24 protein-coding genes are annotated in these 25,600 nt (G+C 73.0%); 12 read left to right on the top strand and 12 right to left on the bottom strand.

Features of this window, described 5'->3' with window-relative positions:
- The first annotated feature begins 38 nt into the window (after positions 1-38).
- The 8 genes from OP04_RS42775 to OP04_RS42740 all read left to right on the top strand — a co-directional run bounded on the left by OP04_RS42775 (position 39) and on the right by OP04_RS42740 (position 10,308).
- Positions 39-1,022, top strand: coding sequence for a LysR family transcriptional regulator (locus tag OP04_RS42775; protein ID WP_033345746.1), 984 nt, complete (start codon positions 39-41; stop codon positions 1,020-1,022).
- A gap of 8 nt (positions 1,023-1,030) precedes the next feature.
- A complete protein-coding gene (locus OP04_RS42770; protein WP_033345745.1) occupies positions 1,031-1,393 on the top strand; it encodes an NTP pyrophosphohydrolase in 363 nt (120 codons plus the stop codon).
- Between the two features lie 156 nt (positions 1,394-1,549).
- Positions 1,550-1,810, top strand: coding sequence for a hypothetical protein (locus OP04_RS42765; RefSeq protein WP_033345744.1), 261 nt, complete (start codon positions 1,550-1,552; stop codon positions 1,808-1,810).
- Between the two features lie 9 nt (positions 1,811-1,819).
- Positions 1,820-2,812: a hypothetical protein gene (locus tag OP04_RS42760; protein ID WP_033345743.1), complete on the top strand. Its 993-nt coding sequence runs from the start codon at positions 1,820-1,822 to the stop codon at positions 2,810-2,812.
- Positions 2,805-5,657 (top strand): FtsK/SpoIIIE domain-containing protein, encoded by a 2,853-nt coding sequence (locus tag OP04_RS42755; protein WP_033345742.1) that lies wholly within the window; start codon positions 2,805-2,807, stop codon positions 5,655-5,657. Before OP04_RS42760 ends, OP04_RS42755 begins: the two co-directional genes overlap by 8 nt.
- Entirely contained in the window at positions 5,657-6,307 is a 651-nt protein-coding gene (locus OP04_RS42750) for a hypothetical protein (protein WP_157241107.1), read from the top strand. Before OP04_RS42755 ends, OP04_RS42750 begins: the two co-directional genes overlap by 1 nt.
- A gap of 107 nt (positions 6,308-6,414) precedes the next feature.
- Positions 6,415-7,299 carry a homocysteine S-methyltransferase gene (gene mmuM / locus OP04_RS42745; RefSeq protein ID WP_051799931.1) on the top strand — a complete coding sequence of 295 codons (885 nt, stop codon included), beginning with the start codon at positions 6,415-6,417 and terminating at the stop codon, positions 7,297-7,299.
- Between the two features lie 63 nt (positions 7,300-7,362).
- Positions 7,363-10,308, top strand: a complete 2,946-nt coding sequence (locus OP04_RS42740) for a TIR domain-containing protein (RefSeq protein ID WP_033345740.1) — start codon at positions 7,363-7,365, stop codon at positions 10,306-10,308.
- A 21-nt stretch (positions 10,309-10,329) separates the two neighbouring features.
- Here the strand turns inward: OP04_RS42740 and OP04_RS42735 are convergent, their stop codons facing one another.
- Positions 10,330-11,727, bottom strand: a complete 1,398-nt coding sequence (locus OP04_RS42735) for a GH1 family beta-glucosidase (RefSeq protein ID WP_051799930.1) — start codon at positions 11,725-11,727, stop codon at positions 10,330-10,332.
- Between the two features lie 56 nt (positions 11,728-11,783).
- Between OP04_RS42735 and OP04_RS42730 the strand changes: the two genes are divergently transcribed.
- The 3 genes from OP04_RS42730 to OP04_RS42720 all read left to right on the top strand — a co-directional run bounded on the left by OP04_RS42730 (position 11,784) and on the right by OP04_RS42720 (position 15,364).
- Positions 11,784-12,791, top strand: coding sequence for a LacI family DNA-binding transcriptional regulator (locus OP04_RS42730; RefSeq protein WP_033345739.1), 1,008 nt, complete (start codon positions 11,784-11,786; stop codon positions 12,789-12,791).
- A gap of 72 nt (positions 12,792-12,863) precedes the next feature.
- Positions 12,864-14,351 carry an ATP-binding protein gene (locus OP04_RS42725; RefSeq protein ID WP_198154178.1) on the top strand — a complete coding sequence of 496 codons (1,488 nt, stop codon included), beginning with the start codon at positions 12,864-12,866 and terminating at the stop codon, positions 14,349-14,351.
- A gap of 38 nt (positions 14,352-14,389) precedes the next feature.
- The gene (locus OP04_RS42720) at positions 14,390-15,364 is read left to right on the top strand and encodes a DHH family phosphoesterase (protein WP_232323948.1); all 975 of its coding nucleotides are present in this window, start codon (positions 14,390-14,392) and stop codon (positions 15,362-15,364) included.
- 63 nt (positions 15,365-15,427) lie between these two features.
- Here the strand turns inward: OP04_RS42720 and OP04_RS42715 are convergent, their stop codons facing one another.
- Positions 15,428-15,838, bottom strand: coding sequence for a TraR/DksA family transcriptional regulator (locus tag OP04_RS42715; RefSeq protein WP_033345738.1), 411 nt, complete (start codon positions 15,836-15,838; stop codon positions 15,428-15,430).
- Positions 15,839-15,982: 144 nt separating this feature from the next.
- Entirely contained in the window at positions 15,983-16,594 is a 612-nt protein-coding gene (locus OP04_RS42710; protein WP_033345737.1) for a nucleoside/nucleotide kinase family protein, read from the bottom strand.
- 149 nt (positions 16,595-16,743) lie between these two features.
- On the opposite strand from OP04_RS42710, the gene OP04_RS42705 reads away from it, so the two are divergent.
- Positions 16,744-18,741, top strand: coding sequence for a PhoX family protein (locus OP04_RS42705; RefSeq protein WP_033345736.1), 1,998 nt, complete (start codon positions 16,744-16,746; stop codon positions 18,739-18,741).
- Between the two features lie 4 nt (positions 18,742-18,745).
- Here the strand turns inward: OP04_RS42705 and OP04_RS42700 are convergent, their stop codons facing one another.
- The 9 genes from OP04_RS42700 to OP04_RS42660 all read right to left on the bottom strand — a co-directional run bounded on the left by OP04_RS42700 (position 18,746) and on the right by OP04_RS42660 (position 25,593).
- A complete protein-coding gene (locus tag OP04_RS42700; RefSeq protein ID WP_033345735.1) occupies positions 18,746-19,159 on the bottom strand; it encodes a hypothetical protein in 414 nt (137 codons plus the stop codon).
- 70 nt (positions 19,160-19,229) lie between these two features.
- Positions 19,230-19,784 (bottom strand): winged helix-turn-helix domain-containing protein, encoded by a 555-nt coding sequence (locus tag OP04_RS42695; protein WP_033345734.1) that lies wholly within the window; start codon positions 19,782-19,784, stop codon positions 19,230-19,232.
- 33 nt (positions 19,785-19,817) lie between these two features.
- Positions 19,818-20,303 (bottom strand): rhodanese-like domain-containing protein, encoded by a 486-nt coding sequence (locus tag OP04_RS42690; RefSeq protein WP_232323947.1) that lies wholly within the window; start codon positions 20,301-20,303, stop codon positions 19,818-19,820.
- Positions 20,300-20,788 (bottom strand): cysteine dioxygenase, encoded by a 489-nt coding sequence (locus OP04_RS42685; RefSeq protein WP_051799928.1) that lies wholly within the window; start codon positions 20,786-20,788, stop codon positions 20,300-20,302. Before OP04_RS42685 ends, OP04_RS42690 begins: the two co-directional genes overlap by 4 nt.
- A gap of 139 nt (positions 20,789-20,927) precedes the next feature.
- Positions 20,928-22,058 carry an ABC transporter substrate-binding protein gene (locus OP04_RS42680; protein WP_033345732.1) on the bottom strand — a complete coding sequence of 377 codons (1,131 nt, stop codon included), beginning with the start codon at positions 22,056-22,058 and terminating at the stop codon, positions 20,928-20,930.
- Positions 22,055-22,891 (bottom strand): ABC transporter permease, encoded by an 837-nt coding sequence (locus OP04_RS42675; protein WP_085067222.1) that lies wholly within the window; start codon positions 22,889-22,891, stop codon positions 22,055-22,057. The genes OP04_RS42680 and OP04_RS42675 overlap by 4 nt, the downstream gene beginning before the upstream one ends.
- Positions 22,888-23,679, bottom strand: a complete 792-nt coding sequence (locus OP04_RS42670) for an ABC transporter ATP-binding protein (protein ID WP_033345731.1) — start codon at positions 23,677-23,679, stop codon at positions 22,888-22,890. Before OP04_RS42670 ends, OP04_RS42675 begins: the two co-directional genes overlap by 4 nt.
- A 61-nt stretch (positions 23,680-23,740) precedes the next feature.
- Positions 23,741-24,598, bottom strand: a complete 858-nt coding sequence (locus tag OP04_RS42665; protein WP_033345730.1) for an ABC transporter permease — start codon at positions 24,596-24,598, stop codon at positions 23,741-23,743.
- Complete coding sequence (locus tag OP04_RS42660) at positions 24,595-25,593, bottom strand: TIGR03842 family LLM class F420-dependent oxidoreductase (RefSeq protein WP_033345729.1); 999 nt, start codon at positions 25,591-25,593, stop codon at positions 24,595-24,597. Before OP04_RS42660 ends, OP04_RS42665 begins: the two co-directional genes overlap by 4 nt.
- Positions 25,594-25,600: the final 7 nt, after the last annotated feature.

The following is a 25,600-nucleotide window of genomic DNA, read 5'->3' as shown; positions in this document are numbered from 1 at the left end:
TCTTTCGCTTACTCCCCCGTAGGTCCTACCGTCACGCTATGAACCTGGAGCTGCGGCATCTCAAGGTGGTCTGCACGATTGCGGAAACGGGGAGTGTCACAAAGGCGGCCTCGACCTTGGGGCTCGCCCAGCCGGCGCTGACGGCGCAGCTGCAGCGCATCGAGCGGGCGCTCGGCGGCCCGCTCTTCGACCGCGACCGGCGCGGGGCCCGGCCCACCGCGCTCGGCGAGCTGGTGCTGGCCCGCGCGCGGGTGCTGCTGCCGGCGATGAAGGGCCTGCAGGACGAGGCCGCGCGACTCGCCGGCAACGGCAGCGCGCTCACCCGATATCGAATCGGTTCGACAATGGGCCCGATCGTGGGCGGGCTGCTGCGCCGGCTCGCCGAGGATCAGCCCCAGGCGCAGATCACGACGTACTCCACCTGGCTGCGCGACGAACTCTACGAGAAGCTGGCCGGCGGGCGGCTCGACTTCGCGCTGATCGGCATGTGCGGCGACTCCGCGCCGTCCGCCGAGTTCGGGCTGGCCTGGGAGGCGGTCGCGGTCGACGGCGTCTGCGTGATGCTGCCGGAGGACCACCGCGCCGCCGGCGCCGACGAGGTGGCGCTGGCCGACCTCGCGGACGACAACTGGGTGGCCGCGCCCGGCGACGGCTGTTTCGCGGACTGTTTCGCGGCCGCCTGCGCGCGCGCCGGGTTCACGCCGCGCCAGGTCTTCGAGATCGACGTGCGGGCCGCGATCGACATGGTGGAGTCCGGCGCCGCGATCGGCATCTGCCAGCCCACGTTCCGCCCCACGCCGGGCCTGGTCACGGTGCCGCTGGCCGGCACGCCGCTGCGCTGGCGGCACCTGGTCGGCTGGCACCCGGAGAGCACCGCGGCCGCGTTCGCCCACCGGGTGGTGGAGCACGCGACGGAGTCGTACCGCGAGTCGGTCGGCCGGAACACGCGCTATCTGGAATGGGTGGCCGGCAAGCCCCGGCTCGGCGTGCAGCGCGCCGGCGACCACCTGCTCGCTATCTAATCGACCGCATGACGCTGCTGGTGGTGGACGGGGCGAACGTGGTCGGCTCGGTGCCGGACGGGTGGTGGCGGGACCGCGCCGGTGCCGCCGGACGGCTGCGCGACCGGCTGCGCCCGCTGGCCGCGGACGGGCTGCCCGGCCTGCCGCCGCCGCTGTCCGTGGTGCTCGTGGTGGAGGGCAGGGCGAAGGGCATCGGCGCCGCGCCCGAGGTGTCCGTGGTGGACGCGCCCGGCTCCGGCGACGACACCATCGTGGATCTCGTCCGCGACGCCGCCGACCCGGACGTCGTGGTCGTGACCGCCGACCGCGGCCTGCGCGCACGCGTCACCGCGCTGGGCGCGCGCGTGCTCGGGCCACGCGCGGTGCGATGAGTGAAAGAACCACGAATGGTTATTCGCGGTGACCAGTGGTTACTGTGAGTTTGACGCAGAGTCGCGCCAGCACGGACGTCTCCTTGAGACCCACAGCGGTGCCTCAGGGGTGAGGTCCGTATAGGATCTTCCTCAGCATCTGAGAGGGGTCGTCGAGTGGCCAGTGTCGCTGAGGTTCGCGCCGCCATCGACGCAGCGGTCCAGCAGGTGACCGAGTCCCAAGTGGCGATCAGCGCGGCCAACGAGAAGCTCTCGGAGGCGCAGATGAGTCTGGCGGCAGCCTGGGACGGGTCCGGCCACCAGGCCACGCAGGCGGCGTACGCGTCGTTGCAGCAGGCCACCGTGGACCTGGAGAACTGCTACACCGCCACGCTCGCCGCGGTGGAACAGGCACAGACCTACACCGCGACGCTGTAGAGCGAAGCCATGTCGCTTCTCGAGGAGCTGGGCGCGCGCATCCGCGCCACCAACGACGAGCTTCCGGTCGGGCTGGTCCTCGCCGCGCTGGAGCGCCTGCGGGTCGCCTCCGAGCTGCTGGTCTGGGTCCGCCAGGCCTCCTCCCAGCCGATGGGCGTGCCACAGCTGGCCAACGCCACCGAGCACGCCGAACACGCCGCGTTCGCGCTGCGCAGCGCCCAGGACGCCATCGCCGAATACCTCACCGCGATCGGCATGAGTCACGACGCCACCCGCGGCGCGGACGGCAGCTGGCGGGACGCGGTCGCGTTCGAGGAGCGCGACCGGCCCGAGGAGCCGAAGACCCCGGCCGCGGCACCGCTCGGCCGCTGGTGGAAGGCGCGCGTCACCGTGCTCACCGGCGGCGAGGCCTCCGCCGACGAGTCCGCCGGCGCGGTCGGCGGCCCCGGGAAGGCCACGCCCGGCGAGCGCGACAAGCACGACCGGGACGCGGCCGTCGACAGCGCGGACCTGATGCGCCGCATCGCCGCGTCCGTCGGCTCCGACAGCCCCGGCCGGATGCGCCGCGAGCTCGGCGAGGTGGAACCGCCGGTCGGGCTGGGCCTGGCCGCGCTCACCCCGGCGCTGCTGCACCGGCTCAGCGCCGACCTGCTCGGCCACGAACCCCGCCCGGAGGATCTGCCCCGGGTCCGCAAGGAGACCGAGCAGCTGCGCGAACTGCTGCCCGGCCTGCCCCCGGCCACGCTCGACGTGCTCGCGGAACGCATCTGCCGGGTGCCCCCGGAGCAGCGCAAGTCCGTCAAGGAGAAGAAGGAGCGCGAGGAGGAGCCGTCCGAGGACGGCCGCCGGCGCAACGAGGCCGAGCGCGACCACCCCGCGGACGCGGCCGTGGCCGGCGCGGTCCTCACCGGCGTGCTGCTGAAGCGGCTCGGCCGGGACCCCGGCTCGCTGCAGGCGACCGCGCCGGAGACCGTGCCGACGTACCGGGACGCCGATGCCTGACTCGCGGGCCACCTTCGCCGACCAGGTCCGCCGGACGCTGTCCTACGCGCTCGGCCGCGCCCGCGGCGAGCTCGCCGACGCGGAGCACGAGCTGGACCAGGCCGAGTCCCGGCTGGACCGGCTGGACAAGGTCGCGGGCGAGGTGCCGGTCCGGGCCGCCCGGCAGCGCGACGCGCGGCTGGCCGAGATCGACGAGCTCTACGCCGCGAAGCTGACCTCGCTCACCCGGGCCGCCGCGGACGCGGGCGAGCGCGAGGCCCCGGGCGCGGCCGGGCTGCCGTGGGACGAGTGGAAACCGACGCCGGCCGACCGGAGGGCCACCGCGCCGGAGCTGCGGATCGGCGCGGTGCGGATCGCGCGCAACCGGCCCGTACCCGCGCTGGTGCCTCTTTTGGATCGTGCGCACGTGCACCTGTCCACGCTGCCCGCGGCGGACAGCCCGGAGGCGGGACGGCAGATAGGACCCGGCGAGCCCGGCGGCGACGCGGGCACGGGCTACGCGGAGACCGGCGACCGGGTGGTCACCACGCTGCTGCTGCGCGCGCTCGGCAGCGCCGCACCGGGCCAGGTGCACATCACCGGGTACGACCCGGAGCAGCTCGGCGGCGGCCTGGCCGGCTTCGCGCCGCTGGCCAACGCGGGCCTGCTCACGTTCGTCGGCCCCGGCGGCCTGTCGCAGCTGCTGGACGGCCTGGTCGACCACATCCGCCGGATCAACGAGAAGGTGCTGGCCGGCGCGCACACGTCGCTGCGCGAGCTCGCCGAGGCCGAGGGCCGCCGCCCGGAGCCGTGGCGGATCGCGGTGCTGCTCGGCGCCGGCCGCAAGGACGAGCTGACCCCGCACGAGCGCGACCAGCTGGAACGCATCGCGCGCACCGGCGTGGCCTGCAACGTGCACCTGATCGTGCGCGGCCTGCCGATGCCGTCCGGACCGTCCGTGGAGACGATCCGGACCGGCGCGAGCGGCCGCGTCCGGGTCGGCGGCCTCGGCGGGCTGCCCGTGGTGCTGGACCCGCCGCCCCCGGCCCGGCTGGTCACCGAGACGTCCGCGGCGCTGGCCCGCCGCGCCGCCGAGGGCCCGGCCCCGGTCCGCTTCGCCGACCTGCTGCCGGACGGGTTCTGGCGCGAGTCGTCCGCCGAAGGGCTGATCGCGCCGGTCGGCGAGGACGCGCAGGGCCGCCCGGTCCCGGTCACGCTGTCCGACTACCCACCGCACGCGCTGATCGCGGGCCCGTCCGGCACCGGCAAGACGAACCTGATCTACGCCTGGATGGGCGCGCTCTCCGCCCGCTACTCCCCCGCCGAGCTGGAGTTCTACCTGCTCGACTTCAAGGAGGGCGTGTCCTTCGCCCGGTTCGCGCCCGGCCGCCGCGACCCGAGCTGGCTGCCGCACGTGCGCCTGGTCGGCGTCAACGTCAACACGGACCGCGAGTTCGGCCTGGCGCTGCTGCGGTTCCTCGGCGAGGAGCTGCGCCGGCGCGCGGACGCGGCCAAGGCGTTCGACGCGACCAAACTCCCCGAGCTGCGCGCGGAGAACCCGGACGGCCACTGGCCGCGCATCGTCGCCGTGATCGACGAGTTCCAGGTGCTGCTCAACGGCCGCGACGCGGTGGTCACCGAGTCGGTGAACCTGCTCGACGACCTGGCCCGGCGCGGCCGCTCGCAGGGCATCCACCTGATCCTGGCCAGCCAGGACGTGTCCGGCATCGAGGCGCTGTGGGGGCGGCCGTCGCTGGTCGCCCAGTTCTCGCTGCGGATCGCGCTTCCCAAGGCGCGCAAGGTCCTTCCCGAGCAGAACACCGCCGCGGACACGCTCCCCCGCCACCACGCGATCGTGAACCCGGACTCCGGCGCGCCCGAGGCCAACCAGATCCTCCGCGTGCCACCGGCCGGCGACCGGGACGCGTGGGGGTCGCTGCAGCGCGAGCTGTGGACCACCCGGCCCGAGGGCTCACTGCCGCCGCGGCTGTTCGACGGCGACGCCATCCCCCGGCTGGACGCGGCGCCGGACTTCACCGCGCTCGCCCCCGGCGCGGACCCGGCCGGCCGCCGCTGGGCCGCCGCCGGACCGGTCGCGCTGCTGGGCGAGGCGATCGACGTGCAGGCCCGGTCCGCGCGCCTGGCGCTCGACCGCGCGCCCGGCCGGAACCTGGCCGTGGTCGGCACCCGCCCGGACGAGGCCTGCGCGGTGCTGAACGCGGCCGCCCGCTCGCTCGCGGCGCAGTACCCGGACGGCGGCGCGCGGTTCTCCGTCGCCTGCCTGGACGCGTCCGCCGCGCTGGCCGTGGACGCGCTGCACGGCGTGCTCCCGCCGGACCGCACCGTGGTCTACCACGCGGACAACGTGACCGCGCTGCTGCGCGCCACCGCGGCCGGCCTGGAGGACCAGGGCGACGAACCCCACTTCCTGCTGCTGTACGCGGTGGACGCGGTCACGCCCCGGCTGGCCCGCGGCCTCAGCACCGCCCCGGCGCAGCAGCGGCGCAGCAGCATCATCCCGCCGGTCAACGCGCATGCGGGCACGGTGAAGTCCGCGGACAGCGCGACGGCCCCGACCGGCCTCGACGACCTGCGCCGCATCCTCACCGCCGGCCCGGAGCACCACACGCACGTGCTCGGCTGGTGGCGGCAGCCCGGACGGCTGCGCGACGACCTCGGCGGGGTCGGGTCGCGCACGGACGCGATCGGCTCCTGGGTCGCGCTGGACGTGCACGGCAGCGAGCTGGCCCAGTTCTACCCGGACGGGCGCGGGCCCGGCTGGTATCCACGACCGTGGCGCGGGCTGTTCTTCGACCGTGCCGTCCACCGCGTCGCCGAGGCGATCATCCCGTACGGATGGGCGTGATGTCCGAGTACCGCGAGCTGATCCGCAGCCTGGCCGGCATCGGCGCGGAGGTCGACGCGCACCGGGCCGAGGCACGCCAGTGGTACGAGCGGACCGTCGCCAACGCCGAGGCCAAGCACCGCGAGGCGCAGCAGCGGGCGGTCGCCTGCGCCCAACGGCTGCGCGACGCGAACCGGCACGCGGACGACATCGACATGCGCGTCTACGGCCTGTGGGAGGACGTCCGCGCGCGGGCCGGCCGGGTCTCGTCCGCGCCCACGCCGCTGATGCCGCCGGACGAGGACCCGCGCGACGCCGACGAGTGGCTGATGGAGGCGCGCGTGCAGATGGCCCGCTCCGGCCGGCTGCCCGAGCTGTCCGCGCAGACCCGCCGGGTCATGGTGATGTTCGGCGTGCTCGGCGGGCTGCTGGCCGGGCTGGCCGGGTTCGGCGTGCGCGCGGCCGGGCGCTCGGTCGGCGGCGATCTCGCGGTGGTGCTGCCCGTGCTGGCGCTGCTGCTCACGCTGGCACTCGGGCCGATCGTGGCGCTGCTGGCCGCGAAGGTCTACGCGGACCGCCGGGGCGCGGTGCTGGAGGCCGGCTCCGTCTCCGCGCTGGTGATCTCCGCGCTGGTCACGGCCGGGCTGGCGATCGTGGTCCAGAACGTCTGAGCACGACCGCCGGCGCGCGTGGTCCGGAACGTCTGAGCACGGCCGCGGTCCCAGAACCGCTGCGCGCGGCCGTCGGTTCCGGAGCGCCGGGGCGTACCGTCGCGGGCATGATGCCGTTGATCTTCTCCGACGGGCCGGTCGTGCTGGACGGCGGCCTCGCCACGCAGCTGGAGGCCGCGGGCGCGGACCTGTCCGGCGCGTTGTGGTCCGCCCGGCTGCTGCGCGACGACCCGGACGCGATCGTCGCGGCACACCGGGCCTACCTGCGGGCCGGCGCGCGGGTGGTGACGACCGCGAGCTACCAGGCGACGTTCCCCGGTTTCGCGCGGGCCGGGATCGGGGCGGCCGAGGCCACGGCGCTGATGCGGCGCAGCGTCCGGCTGGCCCGGGACGCGATCGACGCGGAGGGCGGCACCGGCGGGGTCGCGGTGTCGATCGGCCCGTACGGCGCGATGCTCGCGGACGGCTCCGAGTACCGCGGCGGCTACGGGCTGAGCGTGCGTGAGCTGTCCGCGTTCCACCGCCCGCGCCTGGAGGCCCTGCGGGACGCGGGCGGCGACGTGTTCGCGCTGGAGACCGTCCCGGACACGGTGGAGGCGGAGGCGCTGATCGGCCTGGTCCGGGAGCTGGGCGTGCCGGCCTGGCTGTCGTTCACGATCGGCGGCGACCGCACCCGGGCGGGCCAGCCGCTCGCGGAGGCGTTCGCGCTGGTCAGAGACGTCGATGAGATCGTGGCGGTGGGCGTCAACTGCTGCGATCCGGCCGACGCGGCCGCGGCCGTGCCGATCGCGCGCGAGGCGAGCGGCGGCAAGCCCGTGGTCGTCTACCCGAACAGCGGCGAGGACTGGGACGCGACCGCCCGCGCCTGGACCGGTCCGGCCACGGTGGACACGCTCGCGTTCGCCCACGGTGCCGCGCTGGTCGGCGGCTGCTGCCGCGTGGGCCCGGACCGGATCCGCGCGATGGCAACGGCGCTGGCCGGACGGCGGTAGCCGGAACGGGGTCGGCCGAACAGCGGGCATCCCGGGGGTGACAGCGGCTCATACGCTGCGTGGGTGGCCACCTTCCGCCGCCTTCCCGTCGACGCGCTCCCGCCGGAACCGGAGTCCGGGCTGGCCCTGCACACGGTGCGGGATCTGCAGTACCGCGAGTGGTCCCGGCTGGGCTGGTCCTGCGACGGGCGGCTGCTGTCCGCGATCGGCCAGGATCTCGGCCTGTGCCTGTGGCTGGTGCCGGCCACGCTCGGCCCGGAGTCGCACGTGGCCGAGCGCCCGGTCGGCCGGCAGACGCTGCTGCGCGCCTACCACTGGTCGCCGACCGCGGAGCGTGAGATGGCCGTGGTCAGCTCCGGCCGGGTGATCATGCTGGACGTGCGGACGAACCGGGAGCGCTGGGACCTGCCGCTGCCGGACCGGGACGTGCATCACGCGGTCACCATCTCGCCGGACGGCCGGCAGGTCGCGGTGACCGCCGGCGGTGCCGTGACCATGGTGGACAGCGCGAACGGGCGCAAGCGCCGGTCGTTCCGGGTCTCCGCGCACACCGAGGGGCTCGCCTGGTCGCCGCGGCCGACACGGGAGCTGCTGACCCGCCACCACGAGGGGCCGGGCGAGCTGCTCCTGCTGGACGGCAGCGGCCAGCAGGTGGTCCGCGCCGGGCGGATCGCGGCGATGGCCTGGATGCCGAACGGCGTCGAGGTCTGCCTGGCGATGGACGCGGCGATCGGCATCCACGACATCCGGACCGGCACGCTGACCATGCGCGCCGAGGGGCACACCGCGCCGGTGACCGGGCTCGCGGTCTCCGCGGACGGCGGGCTGCTCGCGTCCGAGTCCGAGGACGGGGAGCTGCGGCTGTGGCGTACCGACTCGATGGAGTGCCTGGCCGTGCTGGATCTGCACGGCGGCGGTGAGGAGCCGTCCGAGGGGCTGGCGTTCCACCCGGCGCGGCCGCTGCTGGCGTTCCGCAGCCACCGCAACCGGCGGCTGCACCTGCTGGAGTGCGATGTGGAGCGGCTCTACGACGCGCCCCGGCAGGACTCGTCGCGCTACCGCAACGCGAAGGTGGTGCTGCTCGGCGACACCGGCGTCGGCAAGTCCGGGCTGGGGCTGGTGCTGTCCGGGCAGACGTACCGGGCGACCGACTCGACGCACGGCCGGCAGGTGTGGCGCTTCAGCGAGCAGACCGTGACGCTGCCGGACGGCGGCACCGAGACGCGTGAGGTGCTGCTCTGGGACCTGGCCGGGCAGCCCGGCTACCGGCTGGTGCACCAGCTGCACCTGGCCGAGGCCGCGGTCGCGTTGATCGTGTTCGACTCGCGCAGCGAGGTGGACCCGTTCTCCGGCGTGCGCTACTGGGTGCGGGCGCTGCGGCACGGGCGCCGGCCGGTGCACACGCTGCTGGTCTCCGCGCGGGAGGACCGCGGCGGCCCGCAGGTGAGCCGCAAGCGCATCGAGGAGCTGGTCGCGGAGCTGCGCCTGGACGGGTACGCGGAGACCAGCGCGCGCGAGCTGCGCGGCATCAAGGATCTGACCGCCGTGATCCGGAACGCGATCAACTGGTCCGCGTCACCTCAGTCGATCTCCACCCGGCTGTTCGAGACGATCAAGCGGTTCCTGATCGACGAGAAGGCGGACGGGCGCGCGCTGACCCGGGCCGACGACCTGTTCCGGCTGTTCCAGGCCCGGCACCCGCACCTGGAGGGCGAGCCGGAGCTGCGGGCCGGGTTCGACACCTGCGTGGGCCTGCTGCAGAGCCGCGACCTGATCCGCCGGTTCACGTTCGGCGGTTACGTGCTGCTCTGCCCGGAGCTGCTGGACGCGTACGCGTCCGCGCTGATCAACGCGGCCCGCGCGCAGCCGGAGGGTCTCGGCTACCTCGCCGAGGAGGAGGTGCTGGCCGGCCGGTTCCCGATCCCGCAGGAGACGCGGCTGCCGGACGAGGAGCGGCTGCTGCTGATCGCCATGGTGGAGGAGCTGCTGCAGCACGACCTGGCGCTGCGTGAGCCGACCGACGGCGGCGTGGACCTGGTGTTCCCGTCGCAGCTGACCCGGGACCGCCCGGACGCGCCGGACCTGGGCCCGACGGACGTGGAGTTCCTTTTCGAGGGCGCGCTGCAGAACGTCTACGCCACGCTCGCGGTCCGGCTCTCGCACGCGGCCACGTTCGTCGGCCACGAGCTGTGGCGGGGCGCGGCCGCGTACGTGACCCGGGCCGGTCACCGCTGCGGGTTCCGGCTGACCGAGCCGGAGGAGGGCGTCGGCCGGCTGGAGCTGTGCTACGCGCCGGGCACGGCCGAGGAGACCCGGCTGATCTTCGAGGACTACGTCGCCGACCACCTGGCCAAGCGCGCGCTGCCGGACACCGTGGTGCGCCGCCGCGTGTTCACCTGCCCGCGCCCGGAGTGCGGCTACCAGCTGGACGAGGATCTGGCCCGCCGCCGGCTGGCCCGCGGTGACGCCGGCATGGAGTGCCCGGCCTGCTCGGAGGCGCAGATCTCGCTGCGCGACCGGGACCGCCCGGTGCCCGCGGTCGCGGAGGAGGTCTCCGCGATGAACGCGAGCGCGGACCTGCGGCGGCGCCGGGAGACCGCGACCGCGACGGTCCGGGGCAAGCGTGCGGTCGGCGACTTCGACGTGTTCCTGGCGTACCGGACGGCGGACCGGGTCACGGCCGAGCGCCTGCGCCAGCAGTTGCTCGACGAGGGCCTGCTGCCGTGGATGCACGACGAGGAGCCGGAGGCGGACCCGGCGGAGCTGGCCCGCATCGACGTGGTGGTCGTGGTGGTCGGCGAGAACGGCGGCCCGTGGGACGACGAGCTGCAGCACGCGATGATCAACGACTTCATCACGCGCCGCGTCCGGTTCGTGCCGGTGGTGCTGCCGGTGAAGGAGGAGCCGGAGCTGCCGGGTTTCCTGCGCGACGTGCCGGTCGTCGACTTCCGGGTCACCGAGCCGGACCCGGTCCGCCGCCTGATCCGCCGCATCACCCGTGCGCACTGAGCCGCCCCGGCTCCCCCGCGCTCACGCGCCCCGGCGGGCCCTCAGCTCGTCGCGGAGCCAGCCGAAGCTGGACTTCGGTGTGCGGGCGCCGGTCGGGTAGTCGATGTGCACCAGGCCGAACCGGGGGCCGTAGCCGCGCGCCCACTCGAAGTTGTCGATCAGCGACCAGTAGAAGTAGCCGCGCACGTCCACGCCCGCGTCCATCGCCTCGCGCACCGCGGCGAGGTGGGCGGCGACGAAGTCGATGCGCTCCGGGTCCGGCACCGGGCCGGGGGCCAGCTCCGCGCGCCCGTTCTCGGTGACGTAGACCGGCGGCAGGTGCGGGAACCGTCCGGCCAGGCCGGTGAGCGTGGCCCGCAGGCCCGCGGGCTCGATCGGCCAGCCCAGGTCGGTGACCGGCACGCCCTCGGGCTTGAAGGTCCGGACCCCGATGTCGTACGCGGAGCGCTGTGCCGGATCCGGCGAGGCGAACGGCGCGTCCGCCACGTGGATGCGGTAGTAGTAGTTGACGCCGAGGAAGTCCAGCGGCGCGGAGATGACCGCGAGATCCCCGTCCTGCCGGAAGCCGAAGTCGGTGACGCCGGCGTAGAGGTCGGTGAGCCCGGCCGGGTACGCCCCGGCCAGCACCGGGTCGGTGAACTGGCGGTTGACCAGCAGGTCCTGACGGGCCGCGGCGGCCAGGTCGGCCGCGCTGTCACTGGCCGGCACGGCCGGGGAGAGGTTGAGCGTGATGCCGACACGTGCGTCCGGACGGCGCTCGCGCAGCACCCGGGTGGCGAGGCCGTGACCGAGCAGCAGGTGGTGCACTGCCGCGAGCGCGCCGTGGCCCTCGCGCGTGCCGGGCGCGTGGCGGCCCTCCGCGTACCCGGTGATGCTGGAGCAGTAGGGCTCGTTGAGCGTGATCCAGTCCTGCACCCGGTCGCCGAGCGCGTCCGCGACCACGCCGGCGTAGTCGGCGAAGCGCTCCGCCGTGTCCCGGGACCGCCAGCCGCCGAGATCCTCCAGGGCCTGCGGCAGGTCCCAGTGGTAGAGCGTCACGAACGGGCGGATGCCGCGCTCGCCCAGCCCGTCGGCGAGCCGCTTGTAGAAGTCGAGCCCGGCCTGGTTGACCGTGCCCGCGCCGGTGGGGAGGATCCGGGACCAGGAGATCGAGAAACGGTACGCGTCCGCGCCCAGCTCGCCGAGCAGCGCCACGTCCTCGGCCCAGCGGTGGTAGTGGTCGCAGGCCACGTCGCCGCTGCTGCCGTCCGCGATCGCGCCCGGGACGCGGGTGAACGTGTCCCAGATCGAGGGCCCGCGGCCGTCCTCCGCGGCCCCGCCCTCGATCTGGTAGGCGGCGGTGGCGGTGCCCCAGACGAAGCCGGCCGGCACCTCCGGCAGCTTCGGCTTTTCACGCTCGTCTATCTCGATCAGACTCATGGCCACGATGGTACGCTGCCTGAAACCGGTTACATACCCCCGTCTGAGGTGGCGTAATGGCGACGATCCGCGAACTGGCCCGGCACTGCGGCGTCTCGGTGGCCACGGTCTCGCGCGTCTTCAACACGCCCGAGGTGGTCAGCCAGGCCACCCGGCAGAAGGTCGAGGCCGCGGCCGCGGAGATCGGCTACCTGCCGAACGAGTCCGCCCGCACGCTCGCCACCAAGAAGTCGAACACGATCGGCCTGGTCTGGGACATAGACCACCGGCGCAGCGGCTGGCGGCACCCGTTCCTGCAGGAGATCCTGGTCGCGCTGAAGACCGCGCTCTCCGCACACGGCCTGCACCTGCTGCTGCTGGCCACCGGCGCGGACGGCCCGGACCGGCACCTGCGGTCGATCCAGCGGCACAACCTGGACGGCGTGGTGCTCATCGACAACGGCAGCCGCGACCCGGCCGTGCTCGGCCTGGCCGAGGCCGGCATCCCGTGCGTGGCGCTGGACCTGCCACTGACCGGCCCCCGCTGCACCTACGTCACGTCCGACAACCACGGCGGCGCCCGCGAGGCCGTCTCCTACCTGCTCGCCCGCGGTCACCGGCGGATCGCCACGATCACCGGCCCGGCGCGCACCGGCCCTGGCGCGGACCGGCTGGACGGGTTCCGCGCGGAGCTGGCCGCGCGCGGCGTCCCGCTGCCGGCGGAGTACGTGGCGCAGGGCGACTTCTACCTCGACAGCGGCCGGAACGCGATGCGTGACCTGCTGCTGCTCGACACGCCACCGACCGCGGTCTTCGCCGCCGGTGACGAGATGGCGGTCGGCGCGATGCAGGCCGCGACCGAGGCGGGCCTGCGCGTCCCGGCGCACGTGTCCATCGTCGGCTTCGACGACATCGAGCTGGCCGCGCTCATCCCGCCCGGCCTCACCACGATCTCCCAGGACCGCGCCGGTTTCGGCACCGCCGCCGCCGAGGCCCTGATCGCCATGATCCAGGCCCCGGAGGACGCTCCCCCGCCGTCCCCGATCATCCTGCCCACCTCGCTGGTCCGCCGCGGCACCGCCTGAGCGGTGCGCGCATGACTCGACCTATCATAACTCCAGTTATGATAGGTCGAGTCATGCAACCGGGAGGACGCCATGACGGTGACGAAGCCACCAGGCATGTTCGATCGGGAGCGGGAGTGGCGCGCGCTTGCGTCGTTCGCCACCGACCCGGGCGCCGGCGCCACGCTCGGGATCGTCTCCGGCCGGCGACGGCAGGGCAAGACCTATCTGCTGCGCGCGCTCTGCGCCGCGACCGGCGGCTTCTACTTCAGCGCCGACGAGGCCGCCGATCGTGAATCGCTGAACCGGCTCGGCGTCACCCTCGCCGAACACACGGGCGCGCCCGCGCCGTTCACGTTCGACACCTGGCACGCGGCGATCGACGCGCTGCTCGCGCTGGGCCGTGAGCGCCGGATACCGGTCGTCATCGACGAATTCCCCTACCTGGTCAGGGCCAATCCGCAACTGCCCTCGATCATCCAGAACGCGTTCGCGCCGCTGCGCCCGGAGCGCGACGACAGCCGGACCGCGCTGCTGCTCTGCGGCTCCGCGATGTCGTTCATGGGGCGGCTGCTGAGCGGCAACGCGCCGTTGCGCGGCCGGGCCGGGCTGGAGCTGGTCGTGCACACGCTCGACCACCGGCTCGCGGCCGAGTTCTGGGGCGTGGACGACCCGGTCACCGCCCTCAAGGTCAACGCGGTCGTCGGCGGCACCCCGGCGTACCGGCGGGAGTTCGCCCGCGACGACATCCCGGCCGGGCCGGACGACTTCGACGACTGGGTGCTGCGCACCGTGCTCTCCCCCGCCAGCGCGCTGTTCCGCGAGGCGCGTTACCTGCTGGCCGACGAGCCGGACATGCAGAACACGTCGCTCTACCACTCCGTGCTCGCGGCGATCGCGGGCGGGAACACGCAGCGGGGCGGCATCGCGTCCTACCTCGGGCGCAAGTCCGGCGATCTGGCCCACCCGCTCACGGTGCTGGAGGACAGCGGGCTGATCCTCCGGGAGCCGGACGCGTTCCGCGCCAACCGGACCTCGTTCCGCATCGCGGAGCCGCTGATGACGTTCTACCACGCGGTGATGCGACCGATCTGGTCCGACCTCGAGCACACCCGCGACGCCACCCGGCTGTGGCAGCGCAGCCAGCGGCGGTTCCTCGGCAACGTGCTCGGGCCGCACTTCGAGCAGGTCTGCCGCGACTGGGTCCGGCACATGGCGCCACCCGAGTTGTTCGGCGACTATGCCAACGTGGTCGGCGCCGGCACGGTCCACGACCGGTCCGGCATGACCACGCACGAGGTCGACCTGGTGACGTTCGGCCTCGACGATGACGACCGGCGGCCGCTGCTCGCGATCGGCGAGGCCAAGTGGGGAGAGCGGATGGGACTCGGGCACGTCGAGCGCCTCCGCCGGATCCGCACGCTGCTCGCCGCCCAGGGGCGGCACGGCGCCATCACCGCCAGGCTGGCCTGCTTCAGCGCGGCCGGGTTCACCGACGAGCTGATCGAGACGGCGGCCCGGGACGACAGCGTCGTCCTCATCGGCGCCGCCGACCTGTACCAGGGCCCGGAAAGGTCATAAAAGCCCTCAGGCCGCGTGCGAACGGGACGATAGGACGCGTGGTGAATACTGCGAGCGGCCCGGAGGCGACCCACGTGAAGCATCGGCTGGTGACCCGGAGCGACTTCGACGGGCTGGTCTGCGCGGTGCTGCTGCGCCGGCTCGACATGATCGACGATGTGCTCTTCGTGCACCCGAAGGACGTGCAGGACGGCGTCGTGGACATCCGGCCGACGGACATCCTGACGAACCTGCCGTACGCGCCGCAGGCACACCTGGTCTTCGACCACCACCACTCCGAGACGATCCGGGTCGGCGGCAAACCGGAGAACCACGTGATCGACGCGAGCGCCCCCTCGGCCGCGCGCGTGGTCTACGACTACTACGGCGGCGTGGCGCGCTTCCCGGACCTGTCGTTCGACCTGATGGACGCGGTCGACAAGGCGGACTCGGCCGCGTACAGCGTGGAGGAGATCCTCCGCCCGACCGGCTGGACGCTGCTCAACTACCTGATGGACAGCCGCACCGGGCTCGGCCGGTTCCAGAACTTCCGGATCTCCAACTATCAGCTGATGATGCAGCTGATCGACGCCTGCCTTCACCACCAGGACGTCGAGCAGATCCTCGCGCTGCCGGACGTGGCCGAGCGCGTGCAGCTCTACCGCGACCAGTCCGAACTGTTCGTGGCGCAGCTGAAGCGGGTCTGCACGATCACCAACGACGTGGTCGTGGTGGACCTGCGCGACGAGGAGATCATCCACGCGGGCAACCGGTTCATGGTCTACGCGCTGTACCCGGAGGCGCGCGTCTCCGTGCACGTGATCTGGGGCCGGCAGAAGCTCAACACCGTGTTCGCGGTCGGCAAGTCGATCGTCGACCGCAGCTCGCCGGTGGACGTGGGCGCGATCTGCCTCGGCTACGGCGGCGGCGGTCACCTCGCGGCCGGCACCTGCCAGGTCCCGCACGAGGAGTCGGAGCGGGTGCTCAAGGAGATCGTCACCGCGTGCAGCGCGCCGCGGCACGTCAGCGCCTGAGCTCGCGCAATTTTTAAGGCCCCGGGGTCGTAACCCCGGGGCCTTCCCGCTGCGTTGAACCGGTCAGAACGCGCGACGCTCGCGGTTGCTCTTGCAGGCGACACACGTGGTGGCGGACGGGAAGATCGCCAGCCGCTCCACCGGGATCGGCTTGGTGCACGAGTCGCAGTAGCCGTACGTCCCCGCGTCCAGCGACTCCAGCGCGCGGGCGAACTGGTCGCGCCGGTCCAGCACGGTACGGAGCAGGGCCGAGGCGGCCTCCCGCTCGGCGACCTTGGTGCCGCTGTCCGCGCTGTCGTCGCCGGCCGCGTCGTCGATCTCGCTCAGGCGCAGCGCCTGGCTGTCCGCGAGCGCGGTGTCGTACTCCGCGGTGAGCTCCTCGAAACGCTCCTGGAGACTCATCCGGATCTGGTCGGTCTCGTGCTCCGGGCGCGCGGTCTTCGTGCCACCGGTCATGACGCTGTTGACGAGCATGGTCCCCCCTCTTGCCTTCTTCTTCGGGTCGGTAATCGCCTCGGCCTTAGTCCCCCGCACGAGGAGCCCGCATGCCGTCGCTGTCGTGAGGTCGGCCAGGTACCCCGCGTAATCGTCCTCCAAACCGGAACTCCCGGTAAAAGATCACGCATATTCGACCAGAGCGGGGTGCCGGGGATCATCCATTCGGACAACGACGTCCGCGAACGTGGCGGGCGCGACCTCGTCGTCATAACGAGCGAAGGCCGGGACCGTCCACAGATCACTGTCGGGGGTACGCCGTGCGAGTGCCGCCGCCGACTGGGTCAGGTGCACGGCCACGTCGAACGACAGCGTCCCACCGAGCAGGAACTGGCCGCTGACCAGCACGATCCCGTCGGCGGGCAGCTCCTGGTAGGGCGCGCGGGTGGCCCGGTCGGCCACCGGGTCCCACAGCGAGGGCAGCACCCGATCGGACTGCAGCACCTCGCGCGACAACCCGGGCTCGTCCAGCCAGCCCTCGTAGAACGAGTCGGGATTCTGCCGGCCGAACTCGTACCGCAGCGACGCCGGCCGCAGGAATCCGCTCGCGGGCACGTGCAGGGCCGCCCGGCCGCGCACCCGCAGCGGATCGACCAGCGCCGCTGCCAGCTCACCCGGCCCGGCCGACGCCGCACCGTCCACGGCGACCCGCAGGCGTGCGCCCGGCTGGTCCGCCGCCAGCCGGTCCGCGAGCTCCTCCACCAGCTTCGCCGGGGAGATCGGCCGGATCATCATGCGGTCGATCCTGCCAACCGAACCTGATGATTACCTGTGCCGCAGCCCCGACTTTTCCCTTAGGGGCGACGCGCCGGGGGTTAGGCTGCCACGGTCAGGCATCGACGTGCGTCACGGCTTGCCGCGGCGCCGGAACAGGAGGTCCACCGATGTCCGGTCTGCCCATCATCGGCCGTCACCCCGGCGGGCGCGACCCGATGACCTGCCGATACCGCTGCGGGAACGCATGCGCGCACGCGGCGCCGAACGGCTCCGGCAACCCCTACTTCGGCGAGATCACCCGCCGCGGGCTGCTCCGGGCCGGGGCCGCCGGCGCGCTGGTGCTGAGCGTCGGCGCCCCCGCGGCGGCCGGACCGCCGACCGGAGCGCTCACCTTCACCCCGGTACCGCCGAACGTGCTGGACCGGGTGCTGGTCCCGGACGGGTACGACAATGCCGTGGTCATCCGCTGGGGCGACCCGATCCTGCCCGGCGCGCCCGTGTTCGACCCGCACCGGCAGACCCCGCAGCGGCAGGAGCGGCAGTTCGGCTTCAACAACGACTTCATCGGCGTACTGCCGCTGGGCCGCGACCGGGCACTGCTGGTGGTCAACCACGAGTACACCAACGAGGAGCTGATGTTCCCCGGCTTCACCACGCTCGACGCGATGACGGTCACCCAGGTCGAGGTGGCGATGGCGGCGCACGGCATGGCGGTGGTGGAGATCGAGCGCGCCGGGAGGTCCGGGCGGTGGCGGCCGGTCCGGGGCCGGCGGCTGCCGTACAACCGGCGGTTCACCATGCTGTCCACCCCGTTCCGGTTCGACGGGCCGGTGGCCGGCTCCCCCTGGCTGCGCACGGCCGCGGACCCGGCCGGCCGGACCGCGATCGGCACGCTCAACAACTGCGCGGGCGGCGTCACACCCTGGGGCACCGTGCTGTCCGGCGAGGAGAACTTCAACCAGTACTTCGTCGGCGGCGACCAGGCCCCGGAGCAGCTCAAACCGCGCCTGGCCCGGTACGGCGTCACGGTCAGCACCCGCTACCCGGCCGGCTCCCGCCGGTGGGAGCGGGCGCAGGAGCGCTTCGACCTGGCCCGGCACCCGCACGAGGCGCACCGGTTCGGGTGGATCGTCGAGGTCGACCCGCACGACCCGGCGAGCGTGCCGCGCAAGCACACCGCGATGGGCCGGTTCAAGCACGAGGGCGCGAACGTGATCGTCTCCCGGCGGGGCAACGTGGCCGCGTACATGGGTGACGACGAGCGCTTCGAGTACCTCTACAAGTTCGTCTCGGACGGCCGCTACCGGCCCGGCGACCGGCGGCACAACCTGACGCTGCTCGCCGCCGGCACGCTCTACGTGGCGCGGCTGCGCGGCGACAGCCCGGCCGCCGAGATCGACGGCACCGGCACGCTGCCCTCGGACGGCGCGTTCGACGGCACCGGCGAGTGGGTCCGGCTGGCGTCCGGCGGCCGCTCGCATGTGCCCGGCATGACGGTCGAGGAGGTGCTGACGTTCACCCGGCAGGCCGGTGACGCGGTCGGCGCGACCAGGATGGACCGGCCGGAGGACGTGCAGCCCAGCCCGCGCACCGGGAAGATCTACGCGGCCCTGACCAACAACAGCAACCGGGCCGTCGGCGCGAACCCTGGCGTGGACGAGGCGAACCCGCGGCGGGAGAACCGGCACGGCCAGGTCCTGGAGATCACCGAGGACGGCGGCGACCACACCGGCACGTCGTTCACCTGGTCACTGCCGATCGTCTGCGGCGACCCGGACGACCCGGCCACGTACTTCGCCGGGTACGACAAGTCCGCGGTGTCGCCGATCTCCTGCCCGGACAACGTCGCGTTCGACGGTGCCGGGAACCTCTGGCTCGCCACCGACGGCAACGCGCTGGGCAGCAACGACGGCCTGTTCGCCACCGCGATCGAGGGGCCGGAGCGCGGCCACCTCAAACAGTTCCTCACCGTGCCGCCGGGCGCGGAGACGTGCGGGCCGTTCATCACCGGCGACGGCCGGTCCGTCTTCGTCGCGGTGCAGCACCCGGGCGAGATCGACGGCGCGACGCTGGACGACCCCGCGTCCCGCTGGCCGGACGGCGACTTCGCCAAACCGGCGGTCACGGTGACCTGGCGCCCGGACGGCGGCCGGGTGGGCAGCTGAGCGCTCACAGCGCCCGGACGCCGGTGATCAGCAGCGCCAGGCCGACCGCGAGCAGGCTCAGCGCGAGGACGGCGGCCCCGGCCCAGAGCAGCGCGATGAGGCGGCCGGGGCGCTGCGGGTCGCGGCCGAGGACGCTGAGGAAGAAGCCGGCCGGGATGAGGATCGCGGCGGTGAGCACGCCGAGGTAGGCGTAGGCCCACGGGCCCGGCACGTCGCCCGCGGCGAGCAGCAGCGCGCAGACCAGGCCGAGCGTGACCAGGACGCCCGCGTGGGCGTGGCCGGCGCGGAAGAACGACTTCTGCAGGTCGTTCGCGGGCTGGCCGCCGGTGACCACGCGCAGCACGAACGTGCCGCCGAACGCGATCGAGACCACGGTGAGCACGGTGACGCCGGTGACGATGAGCGAGATCGGATTCATGGCACGCCTCTCGGATAGTTGAGCTATCCGATTATGGATATCTCGACTATCCGAGGTCAAGCCGGGGCGGTCAGCCCTCCGTGCGGATGGTCACCGCGGCGTCGTCGGCGAGGCGGTAGCCCACGCCGTAGACGGTGGTGATCAGCGGGGTCTCGACGCCGAGCTTCATCCGCAGGCGGCGCACGTGCACGTCGACCGTGCGCACGCCGGCGTGCTCGTAGCCCCAGACCGCGGAGAGCAGCTGCATGCGGCTGAACACGCGGCGGGGGTTGTTCGCGAAGAAGTGCAGCAGGTCGAACTCGAGGCGGGTGAGGCTGAGCGGCTCGCGGCCGATGAAGACGGTCCGGGAGCCGGCGTAGACGGTGAGGCCCGAGGCGTCCGGCACGACGCGCAGCAGCTCCGGCTCGGCGACCGGGGCGACCTCGGCGAGGTCGGCCACGGACACCTTCCCCTCGCCCAGCGCGGCCAGCTCCCGGATCACCTCCAGGAGGCGCGTGTTGTCACCCGCGCCCAGCGGGATGGAGAGCGTGACGGTCACGGCCGGACGGCGGGCGCCGGGGGTGGTGGCGCGGCCGGGACCGGCGGCGGGCCGCTGGTGACGGGGGGCGAGAGCGATGACCGACATGTCTCCTCCTACGAGAAACGACCTGCGAGGACGTCAGGCAGGCTGATAGCTGGGTTGAAGGCGGGGGGCGTTGGCGGGCGGGAACGCGGGCAGGCCGGCCATCCGCCAGGCGCGGAAACCGCCGGTGAGGTCGGTGGCCAGGTGCAGGCCGAGCTCCTGGAGCGCGGCGGCGGCCAGCGAGGACGTGTAGCCCTCCTGGCAGAAGACGATCACCGGCAGGTCGTACCGGTCGGCGAACGGCAGGCGCGCGTCGGAGCGCGGGTCGAGGCGCCACTCGAGCACGTTGCGCTCGATGATCAGCGCGCCGGGGATCTCGCCGGTGGCCGCGCGCTGGGCGGCGGGCCGGATGTCGACCAGCATCGCGCCCGCGTGCACGGCCAGGTGGGCCGCCTCCGGCTCCAGCCGGCGGAGCGTGCGGCGCGCGTTCTCCAGCACCTCGGTGATGCCGCGGGCCCCGGCCGGCGGGGTGTGGTGGGCCGGACACGAGCCGAGCACGGAGCTGTTCCAGGGCGTGATCACCAGGCCACCCCCGCGCGGTCGATCTCCAGCACGCGCAGCGCGCCGTCCCGCAGCCGGTAGCGGGTTATCTGGGTGAGCGCCGGGCCGTAGACGTGCAGGCTGACCGCGGGCGCGGACGAGGTGTTCACGATGCGGTGCACGTGCTGGGAGCCGAACGGCCGGGCGTCGCCCGCCCGGAACGAGTCCGCGCGGAGAACGGCACTGCCGGAGGCACCCGCGTGCACGGTCTCCTCGGTCAGCGTGCCGGAGACCACCACGAACGTGCCGGCGGAGCCGCCGTGGTCGTGGAGGTCGGTGGACTGGCCCGGCAGCCAGGTGAGCAGCCACGCCTCGTGGTCCTCGGCGGCGAACAACCGCGAGTACCACCGCGAGGCGGCGTTGAACCGCGGAGCGGCGCCCCAGGACGCGGGATCGGCGGCGACCCGCCGCGCGATGTCCTGCAGCCGGCCCACACGGCCGGGCGCTTCAAGATCAAGTGCGCTCATCGTTGAGGTCCTCAGAACTCGTCGGAACAACCGAAGCAACCAGAGTCTAGCCGATAAACCCTATAGGTTTGATAGGGATACACGCCCAAAGAAAAAGAGGCGCCCGGCACACCGCCGGACGCCTCTCACCGCCGGTGAATCAGGCGCCACCCTCCGAGAGGGTAACCGTGGCCGGGGCGAATCCGGCGCCCTTCACGTCCGTGCCGGCCGCGGTCAGCGAGTCCAGCGCTTTCCGGACGAAGTCGTTGGTGAATGCCTCACCTTCCGGCTGTTTGGTGAGCACGGTCTGGCCGTCCTGGTTCTTCGTGGTCCTCGCCAGGTCGACCGTGGCCTTCCAGGCGGCCTCGTCGATCAGCCCGGCGCTGGACGCGGACGGCCAGATCAGCTTGTTGACCTCGTTCATCTGCCACAGCTGGTGGCCGGCGCCGAGCTTCGACCCCTTCGCCACCACGATGTCCCGGCACGTCGACGCGTTGTCCCGGCAGAACGCCCAGCCCTTGAGCGTACCGGCGAGGAATTTGACCGTGGTGTCCTGGTATGTCGGGTCGGCGAGCTTGTCCGAATTCGCCCAGATCGCGTCCTGGAGCATCGCGGTCCCGACCGTGTTCCAGTCCAGCACGGTGAAGTCGGACGGCTGGTAGAGCTTCCCGGTGGCCGGGTTGACCGCCTCCAGCAGCTGCGCGTACTCGTTGTAGCTCATCGCCTGGGCCGCGTCGATGTCGCCGGAGAGCAGCGCCTGCATGTCGAACTGCTGCTGCACCAGCGTCACGTCCCTGCCCGGGTCCAGCCCGGCCTTGGTCATGGCCGCGAACAGCTCGAACTCGTTGCCGAACCCCCAGTTGCCGACCTTCTTCCCGCGCAGATCGGCCGGCGAGGCAATCCCGGACGACGCGAACGACACCTGGTACGTCCCGGACTTCTGGAAGACCTGCGCCACCTGGGTGATCCCGGCGCCCTGCTCGCGCGAGGCCAGCGCCTTCGGCACCCAGGCCACCGCGTAGTCGGCCTGGCCCTGCGCGAGCACGGTCTGCGGCACGATGTCGACGCCGCCCTCCAGGATCGTCACGTCGAGCCCCTGCTCGCGGTAGAACCCCTGGTCCACCGCGGCCAGGAACCCGCCGAACTGCGCCTGCACGAACCACTGCAGCTGCAGCTTGACCGGCGTCAGTCCGCCGCTCGCGGTCGGGGCCGCGGCCTGGTCCGCCGTGCCGCAGCCGGTCAGCGCCACGCCCGCGGCCAGCAGCACCGCCATCATCGATCGAAGTCTCATCGTGTCCTCCAGGGGGTAGCCACGCGCTCCAGCAGCAGCGCGATCAGGTAGAAGACGAGTCCGAGCACGCACGCGCCGAGCACGAACGCCCACGCTCTCGGATAAGCCGTGTTGGCCGCCGCCGAGGTGATCCGCGAGCCCAGGCCGTCCTGCAGACCGCCGAAGTACTCGCTGACCACCGCCGCGATCACCGCCAGGGAGGACGCCTGACGAAGACCCGTGAAGACGAACGGCAGCGCGCCGGGCAACCTGACCAGCCGGGTGAACGTCCAGCCGCCGGCGGCGTAGCTGTCCATCAGGTCCCGGTGGGTGGGGTCGACCTCGCGCAGCCCGCGCAGCGCATTGATGAAGACGGGGAAGAACACCACGATCGCGACCACCAGCCGGCGCGGGATGTTGCTGGTGGCCGAGAACATGTTGTTCAGGATCGGGGCCAGCGCGATGATCGGCAGCGCGTTGAGCGCGGCCGCGACCGGCACGGACACCTCGGCGAGGAAGCGGAACCGGCCGGCCGCCATCGCCGCCAGCAGCGCCACGATCGTGCCCAGCACCAGCCCGACCAGCGCGTTCGTACCGCTGGCGGTCCCGGTCCTGATGATCGTGTCCAGACTCAGCGTGAACTGCTCCCAGATCGCGGACGGCGCGGGCAGCACGAACGGCGCCACCCGCCCCACGGTCACGATCGCTTCCCACGCCCCCAGTCCGGCCACTGCCACGACCACCGGGGGAAGGACCACAAGAGCAAGACCTTTGAAGCCTTCAGCGGTACGACTCCGTCCGCGCGCCGGCCCGGCCGGGTCGGCCGCCACGGTGCGATCGACCAGCACGCTCATCGCTCGGCCCCGACCGCCGCCTCGGTGCCGCGCAGCGCGGCGCGGACCTTGGTGATCCCGGTGAAGAAGCCGGGCGACTGGCGGGTGGTCTCGGTGCGCTCGCCCAGGTCGATCGGCACGATGCCGGTGATCCTGCCGGGACGCGGGCTCATCACCACCACGCGGTCGGCCAGGTAGACCGCCTCCGGGATGGAGTGCGTGACGAAGATCGTGCTGGTGCCGGTCGTGCCGCAGATGCGCAGCAGCTCGTCCTGCAGGCGTTCCCGCGTCATCTCGTCCAGCGCGCCGAACGGCTCGTCCATCAGCAGCAGCGGCGGGTGCACCGCGAGCGCGCGGGCGATCGCGACGCGCTGCTGCATGCCGCCGGACAGCTGCGCCGGGTAGTGCCGCGCGAAGTCGGCCAGCCCGACCAGCTCCAGCATCTCCTCGGCGCGGGCCCGGCGCTCCCTGCGGCCCTGGCCGCGCAGCTCCAGCGGCAGCTCCACGTTGCGGCGCACGGTCCGCCACTCGAACAGGCCGGCCTGCTGGAACGCGATGCCGTACTCCTGGTCGAGCCGCGCCTTCCGGGCCGGTTTGCCGGCCACCGTGACCGTGCCGGAGCTCGGCGCGATCAGGTCCGCGACCAGGCGCAGCAGCGTGGACTTGCCGCAGCCGGACGGGCCGATCAGCGCGATGAACTCGCCGCGCGCGATGGTCAGGTCCACGCCGGTCAGCGCGGTGACCTCACCGGGACGGCCCTGGTTGAAGATCTTGTTGACGCCGGTCAGCTCCACGGCGGGTGCGGTCATCGATGTTCCTCCGGGGGGCGAAGGTTCACGGGCGCACGGCGTACCCCCGAATGGTGTTGATCTAGCTTGTGACGACGGTGCGGCGGGTCAGCAGGAGCTCGGCGAGCGCGACCACACCGGCGACCGCGAGGCCGAGCAGCGCCGCGCCGATCATGGCGGTGTAGACCTTCGCGGGGTCGCTGGTGGCCTCGCGGGAGTACTCGATGATCAGGCGGCCGATGCCGCCGCGCGTGCCGGTGGAGATCTCGCCGACCACGGCCCCGACAACCGCGGACGCGCCCGCCAGCCGCAACGCGGGGAACAGGTAGGGCGTGGACGCGGGCAGCCGGAGTTTCCACAGCGTGCGCCACCAGCCGGCCGCGTAGCTGCGCATCAGCTCCTCCGCGATCGGCGCGGGGCTCTGCAGGCCGCGCAGCGCGCCGACCGCGACCGGGAAGAACGCCAGGTAGGCGGCGATGACGGAGACGGACATCCAGGGCTGCCACGGGTACGCGCCGAGCTGCAGCCGCCCGCCCCAGCCCGCGATGACCGGCGCGAGCGCGATCAGCGGCACGGTCTGGGACAGGATCACGTAGGGCAGCAGGCCGCGCTCGGCGAGCCGGAACCGCTGCATCAGCACCGCCAGCAGCAGGCCGACGAGGCCGCCCGCCGCGAAGCCGACCGCCACGTTGCGCAGCGTGAACAGGCAGGCGGCCAGCACCACGGTCCAGATCGGGTCGCCGCCGGTCAGCTCCGCGCGGCCGAAGCGCTCCAGGATGTCCAGCACGTGCGGCATGGCGGCGTCGGAGGCGCGCGGGAGCAGGCGGACGCCGAGGATCTCGGTGCCCTGCGGGTCGCCGACCGCCTTGTAGCCCTCCCAGAGCGCCACGCCGGCGACCAGGCCGAGGCCGGCCGCCAGCGTGGTTCTGATCATCCTCATGAGAACGCCGGGATGACGTGCTTGCCGTACTCGGCGAGCGTGTGCTCCTGGTCGTCGTGCTGGAGGTAGACCGCGAACTGGTCGACGCCGAGGTCACGCAGCGCGGTCAGCTTCTCCAGGTGCGCCTCGACCGGGCCGAGGATGCAGAACCGGTCCACGATCTCGTCCGGGACGAACGCGGTGTGGCTGTTGCCGGCGCGTCCGTGCTCGCTGTAGTCGTACCCCTGGCGGCCCTTGATGTAGTCGGTGAGCGCCTGCGGGACCGCGCCGTCCGCGCCGTAGCGGCCGACGATGTCCGCCACGTGGTTGCCGACCATGCCGCCGAACCAGCGCGTCTGCTCCCGCTGGTGCTCAAGGTTGTCCCCGATGTAGGCGGGGGCGGCGACGCAGAACGTGATCTTGTCCGCGTCCCGTCCCGCCTTGGTCGCCGCGTCCCGCACCGACTTGATCATCCAGGCCGCGATGTCCGGGTCGGCGAGCTGCAGGATGTAGCCGTCCGCGACCTCACCGGTCAGCGCGAGCGCCTTGGGGCCGTAGGCGGCGACCCAGACCTCCAGACCGGCGTCCTCGGACACCCACGGGAAGTGCACGTCGTTGCCGTTGTACGTGGCGTGGCGCCCGTTGCCGAGGTCTTGGATCACCTTGACGGACTCACGCAGCTCCTTCAGCGACGTCGGCTTCAGGCCGAGCGTGCGCACGGCGGAGTCGCCGCGGCCGATGCCGCAGACCGTCCGGTTGCCGTAGAGCTCGTTGAGCGTGGCGAACGTGCTGGCCGTGACCGTCACGTCCCGGGTGCTCGGGTTGGTGACCATCGGGCCGACGATCACCCGCTCGGTGGTGGCCAGGATCTGCGAGTGGATGACGTACGGCTCCTGCCAGAGCAGGTGCGAGTCGAACGTCCACACGTGGCTGAAGCCGGCGGCCTCGGCCTGCCGGGCCAGCTCCACCACGCGGCGCGCGGGCGGGTCGCATTGAAAGACGACGCCGATGTCCATGTGTCGC

The organism is Catenuloplanes japonicus, from assembly GCF_000717135.1.
Lineage (GTDB): Bacteria > Actinomycetota > Actinomycetes > Mycobacteriales > Micromonosporaceae > Catenuloplanes > Catenuloplanes japonicus.
Note: the sequence above shows the minus strand (reverse complement) of the source record. Positions and strands in the feature narration are given on the sequence as shown.

Coding starts and splice junctions, on each gene's coding strand:
- OP04_RS42775 (WP_033345746.1), top strand. CDS start 39: ATGAACCTGGAGCTGCGGCATCTCAAGGTGGTCTGCACGATTGCGGAA.
- OP04_RS42770 (WP_033345745.1), top strand. CDS start 1,031: ATGACGCTGCTGGTGGTGGACGGGGCGAACGTGGTCGGCTCGGTGCCG.
- OP04_RS42760 (WP_033345743.1), top strand. CDS start 1,820: ATGTCGCTTCTCGAGGAGCTGGGCGCGCGCATCCGCGCCACCAACGAC.
- OP04_RS42755 (WP_033345742.1), top strand. CDS start 2,805: ATGCCTGACTCGCGGGCCACCTTCGCCGACCAGGTCCGCCGGACGCTG.
- OP04_RS42750 (WP_157241107.1), top strand. CDS start 5,657: ATGTCCGAGTACCGCGAGCTGATCCGCAGCCTGGCCGGCATCGGCGCG.
- mmuM (WP_051799931.1), top strand. CDS start 6,415: ATGATGCCGTTGATCTTCTCCGACGGGCCGGTCGTGCTGGACGGCGGC.
- OP04_RS42735 (WP_051799930.1), bottom strand. CDS start 11,727: ATGAGTCTGATCGAGATAGACGAGCGTGAAAAGCCGAAGCTGCCGGAG.
- OP04_RS42730 (WP_033345739.1), top strand. CDS start 11,784: ATGGCGACGATCCGCGAACTGGCCCGGCACTGCGGCGTCTCGGTGGCC.
- OP04_RS42725 (WP_198154178.1), top strand. CDS start 12,864: ATGACGGTGACGAAGCCACCAGGCATGTTCGATCGGGAGCGGGAGTGG.
- OP04_RS42715 (WP_033345738.1), bottom strand. CDS start 15,838: ATGCTCGTCAACAGCGTCATGACCGGTGGCACGAAGACCGCGCGCCCG.
- OP04_RS42710 (WP_033345737.1), bottom strand. CDS start 16,594: ATGATGATCCGGCCGATCTCCCCGGCGAAGCTGGTGGAGGAGCTCGCG.
- OP04_RS42705 (WP_033345736.1), top strand. CDS start 16,744: ATGTCCGGTCTGCCCATCATCGGCCGTCACCCCGGCGGGCGCGACCCG.
- OP04_RS42700 (WP_033345735.1), bottom strand. CDS start 19,159: ATGAATCCGATCTCGCTCATCGTCACCGGCGTCACCGTGCTCACCGTG.
- OP04_RS42695 (WP_033345734.1), bottom strand. CDS start 19,784: ATGTCGGTCATCGCTCTCGCCCCCCGTCACCAGCGGCCCGCCGCCGGT.
- OP04_RS42685 (WP_051799928.1), bottom strand. CDS start 20,788: ATGAGCGCACTTGATCTTGAAGCGCCCGGCCGTGTGGGCCGGCTGCAG.
- OP04_RS42680 (WP_033345732.1), bottom strand. CDS start 22,058: ATGAGACTTCGATCGATGATGGCGGTGCTGCTGGCCGCGGGCGTGGCG.
- OP04_RS42675 (WP_085067222.1), bottom strand. CDS start 22,891: ATGAGCGTGCTGGTCGATCGCACCGTGGCGGCCGACCCGGCCGGGCCG.
- OP04_RS42670 (WP_033345731.1), bottom strand. CDS start 23,679: ATGACCGCACCCGCCGTGGAGCTGACCGGCGTCAACAAGATCTTCAAC.
- OP04_RS42665 (WP_033345730.1), bottom strand. CDS start 24,598: ATGAGGATGATCAGAACCACGCTGGCGGCCGGCCTCGGCCTGGTCGCC.
- OP04_RS42660 (WP_033345729.1), bottom strand. CDS start 25,593: ATGGACATCGGCGTCGTCTTTCAATGCGACCCGCCCGCGCGCCGCGTG.